General features: G+C 60.0%; 11 protein-coding genes. 4 read left to right on the top strand and 7 right to left on the bottom strand.

Annotated features, from left to right (window positions below):
* Positions 1-38 precede the first annotated feature (38 nt).
* The 4 genes from ACW9JE_RS09050 to ACW9JE_RS09035 all read right to left on the bottom strand — a co-directional run bounded on the left by ACW9JE_RS09050 (position 39) and on the right by ACW9JE_RS09035 (position 4,772).
* On the bottom strand, positions 39-275 hold the full coding sequence (locus tag ACW9JE_RS09050) for a DUF1653 domain-containing protein (protein ID WP_224533891.1): 237 nt from the start codon (positions 273-275) through the stop codon (positions 39-41).
* Positions 276-373: 98 nt separating this feature from the next.
* Positions 374-1,549, bottom strand: coding sequence for an acetyl-CoA C-acyltransferase FadA (gene fadA, locus ACW9JE_RS09045; RefSeq protein ID WP_224533892.1), 1,176 nt, complete (start codon positions 1,547-1,549; stop codon positions 374-376).
* Between the two features lie 29 nt (positions 1,550-1,578).
* Positions 1,579-3,726, bottom strand: coding sequence for a fatty acid oxidation complex subunit alpha FadB (gene fadB / locus ACW9JE_RS09040; protein WP_224533893.1), 2,148 nt, complete (start codon positions 3,724-3,726; stop codon positions 1,579-1,581).
* 608 nt (positions 3,727-4,334) lie between these two features.
* Positions 4,335-4,772: a hypothetical protein gene (locus ACW9JE_RS09035; protein WP_224533894.1), complete on the bottom strand. Its 438-nt coding sequence runs from the start codon at positions 4,770-4,772 to the stop codon at positions 4,335-4,337.
* A 104-nt stretch (positions 4,773-4,876) separates the two neighbouring features.
* On the opposite strand from ACW9JE_RS09035, the gene ACW9JE_RS09030 reads away from it, so the two are divergent.
* On the top strand, positions 4,877-5,317 hold the full coding sequence (locus tag ACW9JE_RS09030) for a universal stress protein (RefSeq protein ID WP_224533895.1): 441 nt from the start codon (positions 4,877-4,879) through the stop codon (positions 5,315-5,317).
* Between the two features lie 187 nt (positions 5,318-5,504).
* Here ACW9JE_RS09030 and ACW9JE_RS09025 read toward each other — a convergent pair whose 3' ends face one another.
* Complete coding sequence (locus tag ACW9JE_RS09025; RefSeq protein ID WP_224533896.1) at positions 5,505-7,424, bottom strand: ATP-binding cassette domain-containing protein; 1,920 nt, start codon at positions 7,422-7,424, stop codon at positions 5,505-5,507.
* Positions 7,425-7,637: 213 nt separating this feature from the next.
* On the opposite strand from ACW9JE_RS09025, the gene ACW9JE_RS09020 reads away from it, so the two are divergent.
* A complete protein-coding gene (locus ACW9JE_RS09020) occupies positions 7,638-9,566 on the top strand; it encodes a transglycosylase SLT domain-containing protein (protein WP_224533897.1) in 1,929 nt (642 codons plus the stop codon).
* Between the two features lie 88 nt (positions 9,567-9,654).
* On the opposite strand, the gene ACW9JE_RS09015 is transcribed toward ACW9JE_RS09020, so the two are convergent.
* The gene (locus tag ACW9JE_RS09015; RefSeq protein WP_457432553.1) at positions 9,655-11,442 is read right to left on the bottom strand and encodes an ABC transporter transmembrane domain-containing protein; all 1,788 of its coding nucleotides are present in this window, start codon (positions 11,440-11,442) and stop codon (positions 9,655-9,657) included.
* A gap of 251 nt (positions 11,443-11,693) precedes the next feature.
* Here ACW9JE_RS09015 and ACW9JE_RS09010 point away from each other — a divergent pair, with 251 nt between their 5' ends.
* A complete protein-coding gene (locus ACW9JE_RS09010) occupies positions 11,694-11,873 on the top strand; it encodes a PA1571 family protein (RefSeq protein WP_224533899.1) in 180 nt (59 codons plus the stop codon).
* Between the two features lie 156 nt (positions 11,874-12,029).
* Here ACW9JE_RS09010 and pdxB read toward each other — a convergent pair whose 3' ends face one another.
* On the bottom strand, positions 12,030-13,172 hold the full coding sequence (gene pdxB / locus ACW9JE_RS09005) for a 4-phosphoerythronate dehydrogenase PdxB (protein WP_457432552.1): 1,143 nt from the start codon (positions 13,170-13,172) through the stop codon (positions 12,030-12,032).
* Between the two features lie 172 nt (positions 13,173-13,344).
* On the opposite strand from pdxB, the gene ACW9JE_RS09000 reads away from it, so the two are divergent.
* Positions 13,345-14,745, top strand: coding sequence for an MATE family efflux transporter (locus tag ACW9JE_RS09000; RefSeq protein WP_457432551.1), 1,401 nt, complete (start codon positions 13,345-13,347; stop codon positions 14,743-14,745).
* The last annotated feature ends 74 nt before the right edge of the window (positions 14,746-14,819 follow it).

The following is a 14,819-nucleotide window of genomic DNA, read 5'->3' as shown; positions in this document are numbered from 1 at the left end:
AAGGTGAGGTCAAGCGCAGGGTTTTGCGCGCACTCAGCTCATGGCTTGTTAAAAACACTCTCTTCGGCCTGCACCAAAGCAAAGCGTGGCACCTGCTCGCCGTCAACTTCGACCGACTCCAGGAACATGCTCAAGGGACGTACCCAAAAGCCGTAATCGCCATACAGGGCTTGGTAAAAGACCACTTCTTCCTCGGTCTCGGAATGCCGCGCGACACTGAATACGCGGTACTGCGGACCTTTGTAATGTTGGTAGAGCCCTGGTTGTATCGGCATGCTTCGGCCCTCACTCAAATTTTTTCAAAATAAAAACAAATTAAACCCGGAAAAACAAAAACCGGGGCACTTGGCCCCGGCTTCCGTCAACGACTCGCTTAAACGCGTTCGAAGACGGTGGTGATGCCCTGGCCGAGGCCAATGCACATGGTGGCTACCCCGAGGGTACCGCCATTTTGCTTCATCACATTGAGCAAAGTGCCGGAGATACGGGCACCTGAGCAACCGAACGGGTGACCCAGGGCGATCGCGCCGCCGTGCAGGTTAACCTTCTCGTTCATCTTGTCGAGCACTTTCAGGTCTTTCAGCACTGGCAGGGCCTGTGCGGCGAAAGCTTCGTTGAGCTCGAAGAAGTCGATATCGTTGATAGCAAGGCCTGCGCGCTTCAGTGCTTTTTGTGTAGCCGGTACTGGACCATAGCCCATGATCGCCGGATCCACACCTGCCACTGCCATCGAACGGATCACCGCCATCGGCTGGATCCCCAGGTCCTGTGCACGCTGCGCCGACATCACGATCATGCACGAAGCACCATCGGTGATCTGCGACGAAGTACCGGCAGTCACGGTACCACCTTTAGGGTTGAACGCCGGCTTCAGAGTCGCCAGGCTTTCCAGGGTAGTTTCCGGACGAATGGTTTCGTCGTAGTCGAACAGTTTCAGGAAACCGTTCTCGTCATAGCCCTGCATCGGGATGATTTCGTCCTTGAACTTGCCTTCCACGGTCGCCTTGTGGGCGAGTTGGTGGGAGCGCAGACCAAAGGCGTCCTGCTGTTCGCGGGTAATGCCGTGCATTTTGCCGAGCATTTCCGCGGTGAGGCCCATCATGCCCGAAGCTTTTGCCGCGTACAGCGACATGTGCGGGTTCGGATCGACACCGTGCATCATGCTCACGTGGCCCATATGCTCGACGCCACCAACGACGAAAACGTCACCGTTGCCGGTCATGATCGCCTGCGCAGCGGTGTGCAGGGCGCTCATGGACGAGCCACACAGACGGCTGACGGTCTGGGCGGCCGAGGTGTGCGGGATCTGGGTCATCAGCGACGCCATGCGCGCGATGTTCCAGCCCTGCTCCAGGGTCTGGTTCACGCAACCCCAGATCACGTCCTCGACTTCGTTCGGGTCGATCTTGGTATTGCGTTCCAGCACTTTGCTGATCAGGTGCGCCGACATGTCTTCGGCACGGGTGTTGCGGTGCATGCCGCCCTTGGAGCGGCCCATCGGAGTACGACCGAAGTCGACAATCACGACGTCTCTAGGATTCAAGCTCATAAGTTCACTCTCACTCTAGTTGGGGGCGCTTAACCGAAGAAGCTCTGGCCGTTCTTGGCCATTTCGCGCAGCTTCGCGGTCGGGTGGTACAGCGCGCCCAAATCAGCGTACTGGTCAGCCAGGGCAACGAACTCGGCCACACCGATCGAATCGATGTAGCGCAGCGCACCGCCACGGAATGGAGGGAAACCAATACCGTAGACCAGACCCATGTCGGCTTCGGCGGCGGTTTCGACGATGCCGTCTTCCAGGCAGCGTACGGTTTCCAGGCACAGCGGGATCATCATCCAGTTGATGATGTCTTCGTCAGTGACTTCACGCTGTTCGAAGACAACTGGCTTGAGCACTTCAAGCACCGACGGATCGACGACTTTCTTCTGCTTGCCCTTCTTGTCGGCCTCGTAGGCGTAGAAACCCTTGCCGTTCTTCTGACCCAGACGATTGGCTTCGTACAGCGCGTCTACAGCCGAACGAGTGTCGTCTTTCATGCGGTCAGGGAAACCTTCAGCCATGACGTCGCGACCGTGGTGGCCGGTGTCGATGCCGACCACGTCCATCAGGTACGCCGGGCCCATCGGCCAGCCGAATTTTTCCATGACCTTGTCGATGCGCACGAAGTCGACACCGGCGCTGACCAGTTTGGCGAAACCGCCGAAGTACGGGAACAGGACGCGGTTGACCAGGAAGCCCGGGCAGTCGTTGACCACGATCGGGTTCTTGCCCATTTTCTTGGCGTAGGCAACGGTGGTGGCAACGGCCAGTTCGCTGGACTTCTCGCCACGGATCACTTCCACCAGCGGCATCATGTGCACCGGGTTGAAGAAGTGCATGCCGACGAAGTTTTCCGGATGCTTGAGGGCCTTGGCCAGCAGGCTGATGGAAATGGTCGAGGTGTTGGAAGCGAGGATGGTGCCTTCCTTGACCTGGGATTCGACTTCGGCCAGAACGGCTTGCTTGACCTTAGGGTTCTCGACGACCGCTTCAACCACCAGGTCCACGTGACCGAAATCACCGTAGGACAGGGTCGGGCGAATGCCGTTGAGCACTTCAGCCATTTTCGCGGCGGTCATGCGGCCTTTTTCGACACGACCAACCAGCAGTTTGGCGGCTTCGGCCAGCCCCTGCTCGATACCGTGCTCGTTGATGTCCTTCATCAGGATCGGCGTGCCTTTGGAAGCCGACTGATAAGCGATACCGCCACCCATGATGCCGGCGCCCAATACGGCGGCCTGCTTCACGTCCTTGGCGATTTCGTCGTAGGCCTTGGCCTTTTTCTTCAGTTCCTGATCGTTCAGGAACAGACCGATCAGGCTTTGTGCAGCCGGGGTCTTGGCCAGCTTCACGAAACCGGCGGCTTCGACTTCCAGCGCCTTGTCACGACCGAAGTTCGCGGCTTTCTGGATGGTCTTGATCGCTTCGACCGGTGCCGGGTAGTTAGGACCCGCCTGACCGGCTACGAAACCCTTGGCGGTTTCGAAAGCCATCATTTGCTCGATGGCGTTGAGCTTGAGCTTTTCCAGCTTCGGCTGGCGCTTGGCCCTGTAATCGAACTCGCCGGAAATGGCGCGCTTGATCAGTTCCAGCGCAGCTTCCTGCAATTTCTCAGGGGCAACCACGGCATCGACGGCGCCGACTTTCAGCGCGTCTTCGGCACGGTTTTCCTTGCCGGCGGCAATCCATTCGATGGCGTTGTCGACACCGATCAGACGCGGCATGCGCACGGTACCGCCGAAGCCCGGGTAGATGCCCAGCTTGACTTCCGGCAGGCCGATCTTGGCGTTGGTGGACATGACGCGGTAGTCCGCGGCCAGGCACATTTCCAGACCGCCACCCAGCGCAATGCCATTGATCGCGGCAACGGTCGGAACGTTGAGGTCTTCGAAATCGCTGAAAATCTTGTTGGCTTCCAAATTGCCAGCAACCAGCTCTGCATCCGGCAGCTTGAAGTTCTCGACAAATTCGGTGATGTCGGCGCCGACGATGAACACGTCCTTGCCACTGCTGACGATCACGCCCTTGATCGAAGCATCTGCCTTGATGGCGTCCACGGCCTGACGCAGTTCGTTCAGGGTTAGACGGTTGAACTTGTTGACGGACTCACCCTTGAGGTCGAACTTCAGTTCGACGATACCACTTTCAAGAGCCTTAACCGTGATGGCTTTACCTTCGTAAATCATCAACTGATCTCCACGATATGGAAGCTGAACAGTACACGTCGGAAGCAGGCGAAGGGCTGGCAGGGACGTCTTTCGTCGATGCTACGCCTATCCACCCGGCACACCCGCCAACGCGATAGTCGGGATTCTGTAGGAGCGGTTTAAAAACAAACGCTCAATTCATACGCCCGTTTGATTTGGGTACGCCACCTTCACGGAATTTCCGCCAATTGTCAATCGCCCAAAATGCGGGTTGAAATGCGACTTTGCGGTCATTTCTGTAGGACAACGACCTAAAACATGCGTTTGCATGTAGAGACATTCATAGGATCAATCATTAGAAAAGTCGCCCTAATTCGCGGCAGCCTTTATTTAACAAGCTACGCTGGCGAAACCTCAGAAGGGATTTGTACGCCACTGGCGAATGCCGGACGCGAGATGAAACAAAATTAATTTACCGGCCTGCCTGGCCATCCCGCCCGATGATGTTGTCGGGCTTTTTATTTTCGCTTTCTGCTTTGTGTAGGAGCGAGCTTGCTCGCGATGGTGGACGCTACACCGCGGGGCATCAGGCTCCCAGCGTTATCGTTGACGTCCATCGCGAGCATGCTCGCTCCTACAGGGGTCTGCTACGCCAATGCCTTGAGAGTGGCATCGATGTGCTGCAAGACCTCGGCCTCGCCCTTCTCGCCCCAATACAGGGCGATCATCTGTTTGTCGGCCTCGACCTTGTAGACATTGCCCGGAAACTTTTCGAAATGATCGAGCAGCGCCCGATCCTCGCAAGGCTCCTGCCACTGGTTCACCCACAAGCCCGGTGATTTTTGCCAGAAACTCCAGCAGGCCGGCTGGGTACCGCGTCTGGGCCGGTGGTACTGCGCACACGGGTTTGGCGGCTCCTGACTGAGCCAGTGCGGCCATTCCTGAGGGGCGAGTTGCATTGCCAGGCCGATGCGTCGCGCTTCCATGCGCAGGGCCATGCGACCACTCTGATGGCGCGAGGGGCGCAACCATGCCAGGGGGCTGAGAACCACCAGCAGGATTGACACCACTATCCAGACCGTCATATCTGTACTCCCGATTTTGAATGAGCGGATTGAGTCACTTTGGAACCAATGCGCTTGAAACCAGCCATACTTACCAATATTGCGTTTCTCAGGAGGAGCACCTCATGCCCTACGATCATATTCTGGTCGCTGTAGATCTCACCGAAGAGTGCGACCCTGTCATCCACCGCGCTCGCGAACTGGCGGTCGGCAACGGCGCAAAATTGTCCATGGTTCACATCGTCGAGCCAATGGCCATGGCCTTTGGCGGTGACGTGCCGATGGACCTGTCACAACTGCAACAGCAGCAGTTCGACCAGGCCAAGGAGCGCCTCGATCGCCTGATCGTGAAGTATCCGGAGCTTTCCCGGGAAAACTGTCACCTGACCTACGGCCAGCCGCGCCAGGAGATTCACCACCTGGCCAAGGAACATAACTGCGACATGATCGTGGTGGGCAGTCACGGCCGACATGGCCTGGCATTACTGCTGGGCTCTACCGCCAATGACGTCCTGCACGGCGCGCCTTGCGATGTGCTGGCGGTGCGCCTGCAAAGCAAAAACTGATCTCGACCTCTGTAGGAGCGAGCACGCTCGCGATGGTAGACAGAGCACCGCGGGGTTTCAGGTAGCCAGCGTCATCGTTGGCGACCATCGCGAGCAAGCTCGGCTCCTACAGATACAGGGATCGGGTCAGACGTGAAAAAGCCCGGCGCTCATCGCTGAACGCCGGGCTTTTTCATGGCCGGATCAATCACGCATCCAGTTCGGCCCAGCGCTCGACCATCACGTCGAGTTCAGCCTGCAACTGCGCCAGCTGAGCGATCACCGCAGCTGTCTCGGTCGCCGGACGCAGATAGAAACCGGCATCCGCCATCTGCGCTTCAACGGCAGCGATCTGCTGCTCCATGTCGTCAATCTGCCCTGGCAACGCTTCCAGTTCACGCTGCAACTTGTAGCTGAGCTTCTTCTTTGCCGCCGGTGCTTCGGCAACTGGCGCAACCGGTGCCGGTTCAGCCTTGACGATCGCGGAGTTCAAATCGGCTTTGCCGGACTTGCTTTCCGTCACGCCCAACAGGCGCGGCGAGCCGCCCTGACGCAGCCAGTCCTGGTAACCGCCGACGTACTCGCGAATCTTGCCTTCGCCTTCGAACACCAGGGTGCTGGTCACCACGTTATCAAGGAATGCCCGGTCGTGGCTGACCATCAATACGGTGCCGCTGAAAGTCAGCAACACTTCTTCCAACAGTTCCAGGGTTTCAACGTCGAGGTCGTTGGTCGGTTCGTCGAGGACCAGCAGGTTCGCCGGCTTGCTGAACAGCTTGGCCAGCAACAGACGGGCACGCTCACCACCTGACAACGCCTTGACCGGCGTGCGGGCACGCTGCGGGCTGAACAGGAAGTCGCCGAGATAGCTCAGCACGTGGCGGCTCTGGCCGTCGATGTCGATGAAGTCGCGACCTTCGGCGACGTTGTCGATCACGGTTTTTTCCAGATCCAGCTGGTGACGCAGCTGGTCGAAGTAGGCCACGTCGATCTTCGTGCCCTCTTCCACCTTGCCGCTGGTGGGCTGCAAGCCGCTGAGCATCAGTTTGAGCAGCGTGGTCTTGCCGGTACCGTTGGCGCCGAGCAGACCGATACGGTCGCCGCGCTGCAGGACCATGGAGAAATCCTTGATCAGGAACGGACCGTCCGGGTGGGCGAAGCTCACGTTCTCCAGCACCATTACCTGCTTGCCGGATTTTTCCGCCGTGTCCAACTGAATGTTGGCCTTGCCGGTACGCTCACGACGCTCGCTGCGCTCGACGCGCAGGGCCTTGAGGGCGCGAACTCGGCCTTCGTTACGGGTACGCCGGGCCTTGATGCCCTGGCGAATCCACACTTCTTCCTGGGCCAGGCGCTTGTCGAACAGCGCGTTGGCGGTGGCTTCAGCGGCCAGCTCTGCTTCTTTATGCACCAGGAAGCTGGCGTAGTCGCCGTTCCAGTCAATCAGCCCGCCGCGATCCAGTTCGAGGATGCGGGTCGCGAGGTTTTGCAGGAAGGAACGGTCGTGGGTGATGAACAGCACGGCGCCCTGGAAATCCTTCAGCGCTTCTTCGAGCCAGGCGATGGCGCCGATGTCCAGGTGGTTGGTCGGTTCGTCGAGCAGCAGCAGATCCGGCTCGGACACCAGAGCCTGGGCCAGCAGCACGCGACGACGCCAGCCGCCGGACAGTTCGGCGAGGGTCTTGTCGGCCGGCAGTTGCAGGCGGCTGAGGGTGCTGTCGACCAGGGTCTGCAGACGCCAGCCGTCACGGGCTTCGAGGTCGTGCTGGACGTGCATCAGCTTTTCCAGATCGGCGTCGGTGACGATGTTCTGGCTCAGGTGGTGATATTCGGCCAGCAGCGCACCGACACCGTCCAGGCCCGCAGCCACGACGTCGAACACCGTCCGCTCGTCGGCTACCGGCAATTCTTGCGGCAATTCGCCGATCTTGAGCCCGGGCATGCGCCAAACGGAGCCGTCATCGGGCTTCTGGTCGCCCTTGACGAGCTTCATCATGCTGGACTTGCCAGTGCCGTTGCGGCCGATGATGCACACCCGCTCTCCACGGGCGATCTGCCAGGACACCTTGTCCAACAACGGCATAGCGCCGAAAGCAAGGGACACATCGCTGAATTTGAGCAGGGTCATGAGCTTCTCCAAAAACCGGGCGCGCATTCTACCTGAATCGAGGCTTCAGAAGGCCGGCAATTTCACTGTCGAAGCACTCTGCAGTACAAATGTTGCGAACTGATGCAGACAGGTCCGCAAACCTTTCACCGGCTGCTGGCAAAAGGCTAAGCTACGGATAATTCAGTGCCGGCATCGTCGACACTTGTCATGGTTTTTCTGTCCGGACGTCTCATGCGCAGTCGCCTTTTCAATCTTTTGTCGTGTTTTTTACTTTCTGCCGCTGCCGTTCAATCCGCCCAGGCAGTGGATCTGTCCACCCAACGCCAGTATTACGATGAAGCCAAACGCGCCCTGGCCAAGGGCGACACCGGTCCTTATTTCCGTTACAGCCAGGCCCTGGCCGACTATCCGCTGGAACCTTACCTGGCCTATGACGAGCTGACCGCGCGCCTGAAAACCGCGAGCAATGCCGAAATCGAAAAATTCCTCGCCGAACACGGCGACCTGCCCCAGGCCAACTGGATGAAGCTGCGCTGGTTGCGCTGGCTGGCGGATCGCGGCGACTGGGCGACCTTCGTCAAGTATTACGACCCGAAGATGAACTTCACTGAACTGGACTGCCTGAACGCGCAGTACCAGATCAGCCACAACCTCAAGGCCGAAGGTTACGCCAACGCCAACAAGCTCTGGCTGACCGGCAAATCCCAGCCAGCAGCCTGTGATGCGTTGTTCGGAATGTGGGCCGCCGAAGGCCAATTGACCGAACAGAAACGCTGGGAGCGCACCAAGCTTGCAGCCCAGACGCGCAACTACCCGCTGGCCACCAGCCTGGTAAACGGCCTGACCACCCTCGCCCCTCGCGGTCGTCTGCTGATCGACGTGGCGCAGAATCCCGAACTGCTCAATCAGCCGTCGCGCTTCACGCCGCCGGACGAGGCGATGTCGGACGTAGTCAGCCTTGGCCTGCGCCGTCTCGCCCGGCAGGACCCGGACCGGGCCATGAACCTGCTCGACAGCTACGCCAGCAGCATGCACTTCTCCCGCGATGAAAAAGTGGCGATCGCCCGGGAAATCGGCCTGACCCTCGCTCGCCGCTTCGACGCCCGCGCGCTGGACATGATGACCAAGTACGACCCGGAGTTGCGCGACAACACGGTGTCCGAATGGCGCATGCGCCTGCTCCTGCGCCTGGCTCGTTGGGATGATGCCTATCAGCTGACCCGTCGCCTCCCTCAGGACCTGGCCACCACCAATCGCTGGCGCTACTGGCAGGCCCGTAGTCTGGAACTGGCGCAGCCGCAGAATCCAGAAGTCCAAACTCTCTACAAGAACCTCGCTCGCGAGCGCGACTTCTACGGCTTTCTTGCCGCCGACCGTTCGCAATCGCCTTATTCGCTACTCAACAAGCCACTGGTGCTGAGCCAGGCCACCATCAATAAGGTGCGGAACACCCCTGGCATTCGTCGCGCCCTGGAATTCCATGCCCGCGGGCAGATCGTCGACGGTCGTCGCGAGTGGTATCACGTCAGCCGCCACTTCAGTCGTGACGAGATGGTCGCCCAGGCGAAACTGGCCTACGACCTGAAATGGTATTTCCCGGCGATTCGCACCATCAGTCAGGCCCAGTACTGGGATGATCTGGACATCCGTTTCCCGATGGCCTACCGCAACACACTGGTGCGTGAAGCGAAGAATCGCGGTCTGCACTCGAGCTGGGTGTTCGCCATTACCCGTCAGGAAAGTGCCTTCATGGACGACGCCCGCTCCGGTGTCGGTGCCTCCGGTCTGATGCAACTGATGCCCGCCACCGCCAAGGAAACTTCGCGCAAGTTCAGCATTCCCTACGCCTCGCCGCAGCAACTGTTCGACCCGGACAAGAACATCCAGCTCGGCGCCGCTTACCTGAGCCAGGTCCACAGTCAGTTCAACGGCAACCGCGTCCTCGCCTCCGCCGCCTACAACGCCGGCCCCGGCCGTGTTCGCCAATGGCTGCGCGGCGCGGACCACCTGAGTTTCGACGTGTGGGTGGAAAGCATTCCGTTCGACGAGACGCGGCAGTATGTGCAGAACGTGCTGTCTTATTCGGTGATCTACGGGCAGAAACTCAATTCGCCGCAGCCGCTGGTGGATTGGCATGAACGGTATTTTGATGATCAGTAATCGTTAAACGCCCTGCCCATGTAGGAGCTGTCGAGTGAAACGAGGCTGCGATCTTTCAAGATCAGAAGATCGCAGCCTGCGGCAGCTCCTACAGGTGAAGATCGAGTTCACTTTTGCCATCACTGAACTGCAACGCCGCCAATCGCGCATACAGCGCATTACTGGCAATCAACTCCTGATGCGTCCCCACCGCTACCAGTTTCCCTTGATCCATGACGGCAATGCGATCGGCATTCTTGACGGTCGCCAGTCGATGGGCGATGACCAGGGTGGTGCGGTTTTTCATGAGGCTAGGCAGCGCCTGCTGAATCAGGTGTTCGCTCTGGGCATCAAGGGCGCTGGTCGCTTCGTCGAGCAACAGAATCGGCGCATCCACCAGCAGCGCCCGGGCGATGGCGAGTCGTTGGCGCTGACCACCGGACAAACCAAGCCCGCCATCCCCCAGATGCGTCTGATATCCGTTGGGCATGGCCTGGATGAAGTCATGGGCGTAGGCGATTTTTGCCGCTTCCTGAATTTCTTCCAAAGTCGCCGTCGGCTTACCGTAGCGGATGTTGTCTTCGATGCTGCCGAAAAACAGCGCCGGGGTTTGCGAGACCAGGGCGAAGCAGCGACGCAGGTCCAGTGGATCGAGTTGCGTCAGTGGCACGCCATCGAGCAGAAGTCGCCCTTCGGCGGGGTCGTAGAAACGCAGCAACAAGTCATACACCGTCGACTTGCCAGCACCGGACGGCCCGACCAGCGCCAGTGTCTCACCGGCCCTGACCGTGAGGCTCAAACCATCGACCGCATAGCTTTCCGGACGTGACGGGTAGGAAAAGCGCACATCCTGCAGTTGCAGATGGCCTTGCACCCGCGCAGGCAGCTTCACCAGGTCGCTGGCCGGCGGCACGATGATGTTTTCCGAACGCAGCAACTCCGCGATTCTTTCCGCCGCCCCTGCCGCCCGCTGCAATTCGCCGATCACCTCGCTCAAGGTGCCGAACGCACTGCCCACGATCAGGCTGTAGAAAACGAACGCCGCCAGCTCGCCCGCGGAAATCCGCCCGGCAATCACGTCCATGCCGCCCACCCAGAGCATCACGCCCACGGCGCCCAGCACCAACAGGATCACCAGGGTGATCAGCCAGGCACGTTGAAAAATACGTTTACGCGCGGTGTTGAACGCCTCTTCCACGGTCGCGGCAAAACGTTGCTCGTCCTGCGCCTGATGGTTGTAGGCCTGCACGGTCTTGATCTGGCCGAGGGTTTCCGAGACGTAGCTGCCGATGTCGGCGATACGGTCCTGGCTCAGCCGCGACAGATTGCGCACCCGTCGGCCGAAGATCAGGATCGGCGCGATGACTAGAGGCAAGGCGACGACCACGATGCTGGTGAGCTTGGGGTTGGTGACAAATAGCAGGACGATCCCGCCGATGACCATCAACAGGTTGCGCAGGAACATCGACAGCGAAGAGCCGATCACCGATTGCAGCAACGTGGTGTCGGCGGTCAGGCGTGACTGGATTTCCGAGCTGCGATTGTTTTCGTAGAAACCCGGATGCAGATAAATCAGATGGTTGAATACCCGCTGGCGGATGTCGGCGACGCAGCGCTCGCCGATCCAAGACACCAGGTAAAACCGTGCGAAGGTGCCCACCGCCAGGCCCATCACCAGCAGCATGAACAAGCCGATGGATTGATTGAGCAAGTGCGGTGACTGGGTCATGAAACCCTGATCCACCAGCAAGCGAATGCCCTGCCCCATGGAGAGGGTGATGCCCGCCGTGACGATCAAAGCGAGCAAGGCACCAAGGGCGTGCCAGCGATACGGCGCGATGAAGCGGCTGGCGAGGCGAAGGGCGCGGCGGTGGCGAACTGAAAGCATCGGCATCATCCAACAGGAACAATTGACAGGTTCACCGTGCACCCGCTCAACGGAGCGGAACTCGGTGAATCACAATGAGTCAGGTTAATTATGACCGGCTATACCAGACCCTAGTCGTTATCGATCTAAAGTCCGGGTAGCAACGTCGAGTTATTTCTGGTGGACTGGTGTTGCCGCCATGATTTGATCGAAGGGAGTTGTCACAGCCCGGTCACCTGACGGTTCTACATTAGGCACACAACCTGAAGAGGAGACAGGCCATGTCCTTGCAAAACAGCAGCGAAGACAAAATTGAAGTGATCCGCACGCAGCCACACCAGTCTCTGGGTTGCTCGATTATCGATAAGGACGGGCGCGAAGTACCGATCACTGAAGACATGATCCAGAAAGCCTGCCGCGATCTGGACAAGCGATTGGTCAAGCCTGCCGAACAAAAGTGATATAGCCACCGTCTTCTGAACCCGGCCCTTGTTGGCCGGGTTTTTTATTGCCCGCATTTTCTGTAGGAGCTGGCTTGCCAGCGAAGGCAATACCCCGACGTGCGGACTTACGGACGTGCGGTGCCAATGAATACGCCTTCGCCGGCAAGCCGGCTCCTACAGGGCTGTTGCGCCGAGGGCCGTAACGATCTGGTGCAACGCCGGGCTCTCGCCTTCGATCCGCACCTTCAACCCATCGATTTCCCGGCGCGACGGATAGTTCTTGCGCAAGGCATCGAAAGCCGCCCGCTGCTGACTGACACTACCGACCAGACTGCGGCGGAAATCCGCGTCGTCACGGCGCGGGTCGTAGACGCCACGGCACAGCATAGCCAGCGCCCAGGCCGGGTCGGTTTCGGCGTCCAGGGTCACTTGTGACAGCCATGGCGATGGCAGCAGATCGCTCAGATTGACCCGGGCCGGCTGGCCGAGGAAATCACAGTACGCCTGATAGATCTGCGCCGTGCCCCGCTGCTTGCCGTCGAGGCTGTAGCCGGCAATATGCGCCGTCGCCAACACACAGAGATCGGCCAGCGCCGCATCGACTTCCGGCTCGCCTTCCCAGACGTCCAGCACTGCTTGCAGGTCTTCCCGGTCCAGCAGCACATCGCGCAAAGCCGCGTTGTTGACCACCGGACCGCGGCTGGCATTGATCATCCAGGCACCGGGTTTGAGTCGGTTCAGCTGCTTCTTGTCGAACAAATGCCAGGTCGACTGCGGGCCTTTTTTGGTCAGCGGCGTGTGCAGGCTGATCACGTCGCATTGCTCGATGATCTGTTCCAGGCTGACGTAATCGCCCCCTTCTGCGGCTTGCCGTGGTGGATCGCAGACCAGGGTTTTCCAGCCCAGGCCCTGCAGGACCTTGACCAGACGCCCTCCGACCTGACCGGCCCCGACCACGCCGTAGGTGCGTTGAGTCAGGTCGACGCCTTCGATTTCGGCCAGGGTCAGCAGGCTGCCGAGCACATAGTCGACCACGCCCCGGGCGTTGCAGCCCGGCGCGCTGGACCAGGTGATGCCGGCCTGGGCGAAGTAATCCAGATCCAGGTGATCGGTGCCGATGGTGCAGGTGCCGACGAAGCGAACGTTGCTGCCCTCGAGCAGTGCGCGGTTGACGTTGGTCACCGAACGCACTAGCAGCACATCGGCCTGCTCGACGGTGGCGCGGTCGATGGAACGCCCCGGCACCCGCCGGATTTCGCCGAAACCTTCGAAGAAGGCGTCGAGCAGGGGGATATTTTCGTCGGCAACAATCAGCATGGCAGGCTCCTTTGGCGGATCGGCAGTGTAGGCGGATAACGCCCGCCGCGCACCCCCGCCACTGTGGGAGCGAGCCGTGATTACAAATCCCCAACACAGTCTTTTCCTGACCATTGCGTCAAGGCGTAGAATGCGCCGCCTTGCGCATCAAAATCCTCTGGACGCTTTGCCTGTGAATTCCGTAACTGACACTTCCACCCAAATTCGCACCACGCCGGTTCGCGTCGAACTCAAGGGCCTGCTCGGGCTCGCCGTGCCGATCATGATCGCGCAGCTGGCCACCACGGCCATGGGCTTCGTCGACGCGGTCATGGCCGGGCGTGTCAGCCCGCGGGACCTGGCCTCGGTGGCGCTGGGCAACTCGATCTGGATTCCGGTTTACCTGTTGATGTCCGGCGTGCTGTTGGCCACCACCCCCAAGGTTGCCCAGCGTTTTGGCGCCGCGCAGTTCGAGCAGATCGCTCCGCTGGTGCGCCAGGCCCTGTGGCTGGCGCTCTGTGTCGGATTGATCGGCAGCGGACTGCTGCTCAGCGCCGAGCCGATCCTGCACTGGATGAAGGTCGATCCGCAGTTGATCGAGCCGAGCATGGGCTACCTGCACGGCATCGCCTTCGGTTTTCCCGGCATTGCCTTTTATTACGTACTGCGCTGCTACAGCGATGGCATGGGCCGCACCCGCCCGAGCATGGTCATCGGCCTGTGCGGCCTGTTGCTGAACATCCCGCTCAACTATGCGCTGATTTATGGCCATTTCGGCTTGCCCGCATTGGGTGGCGTCGGTTGCGGTTGGGCCAGCGGCATCGTGATGTGGTTCATGGCCTTGAGCATGGCCGGCTGGACTTTCTGGGCGCCCTTCTATGCCCGCACCCGGGTACTGGCGCGATTCGATCGTCCACAATGGGCCGTGATCAAGCGCTTGGTGAGCATCGGCCTGCCGATCGGCATCGCCGTTTTCGCCGAGTCCAGCATCTTCGCGGTCATCGCCCTGCTGATCGGCAGCCTCGGCCCGACGGTGGTCGCCGGGCACCAGATTGCTCTGAACATCAGTTCACTGCTGTTCATGATTCCGTATTCCCTGGGGATGGCGGTGACCGTGCGGGTCGGTCAGGCACTGGGCGCCGGCAATCCTTATCAGGCGCGTTTTGCGGCCAAGGTCGGGCTGGGCGCGGCACTGGTGTTCGCGGCGTTCTCGGCCAGCCTGATCATGTTGCTGCGCGAACCGATCGCTTCGATCTACACCCCCGACAGGACGGTGATCCAGATCGCTTCGATGCTGATCGTGTATGCCGCGCTGTATCAGTTCTCCGATGCCATCCAGGTAATCTGCGCCGGCGCGCTGCGTGGCTATCAGGACACTGGGGTGACGATGATCCTGACGCTGTTCGCCTACTGGGGCATCGGTTTGCCGGTGGGTTATGTGTTGGGGTTGACCGACTTGTTCGGTCCGGCCAGCGGCCCGAGCGGGCTGTGGGAAGGTTTGATCGCGGGCTTGAGTTGCGCGGCGCTGATGCTGTCGATCCGCCTGACACGCAGTGCGCGCAAGCGGATTCGCAGCAGCCATTCGGCGGGCTGAGCCCTTTCCACAAAAACTGCGCAAGCTAAACAACTGTGGGAGCGAGCCTGCTCGCGATAGCGGTCAGTCAATCA

The organism is Pseudomonas sp. SDO55104_S430, from assembly GCF_054070595.1.
This window is presented reverse-complemented; position numbering and strand designations above follow the sequence as displayed.

Excerpts from the sequence above, each read along its gene's own strand:
- ACW9JE_RS09010 (WP_224533899.1), top strand. The coding sequence starts at position 11,694 with ATGTCCTTGCAAAACAGCAGCGAAGACAAAATTGAAGTGATCCGCACG.
- ACW9JE_RS09030 (WP_224533895.1), top strand. The coding sequence starts at position 4,877 with ATGCCCTACGATCATATTCTGGTCGCTGTAGATCTCACCGAAGAGTGC.
- ACW9JE_RS09035 (WP_224533894.1), bottom strand. The coding sequence starts at position 4,772 with ATGACGGTCTGGATAGTGGTGTCAATCCTGCTGGTGGTTCTCAGCCCC.
- ACW9JE_RS09025 (WP_224533896.1), bottom strand. The coding sequence starts at position 7,424 with ATGACCCTGCTCAAATTCAGCGATGTGTCCCTTGCTTTCGGCGCTATG.
- ACW9JE_RS09015 (WP_457432553.1), bottom strand. The coding sequence starts at position 11,442 with ATGATGCCGATGCTTTCAGTTCGCCACCGCCGCGCCCTTCGCCTCGCC.
- ACW9JE_RS09020 (WP_224533897.1), top strand. The coding sequence starts at position 7,638 with ATGCGCAGTCGCCTTTTCAATCTTTTGTCGTGTTTTTTACTTTCTGCC.
- fadB (WP_224533893.1), bottom strand. The coding sequence starts at position 3,726 with ATGATTTACGAAGGTAAAGCCATCACGGTTAAGGCTCTTGAAAGTGGT.
- ACW9JE_RS09050 (WP_224533891.1), bottom strand. The coding sequence starts at position 275 with ATGCCGATACAACCAGGGCTCTACCAACATTACAAAGGTCCGCAGTAC.
- fadA (WP_224533892.1), bottom strand. The coding sequence starts at position 1,549 with ATGAGCTTGAATCCTAGAGACGTCGTGATTGTCGACTTCGGTCGTACT.
- pdxB (WP_457432552.1), bottom strand. The coding sequence starts at position 13,172 with ATGCTGATTGTTGCCGACGAAAATATCCCCCTGCTCGACGCCTTCTTC.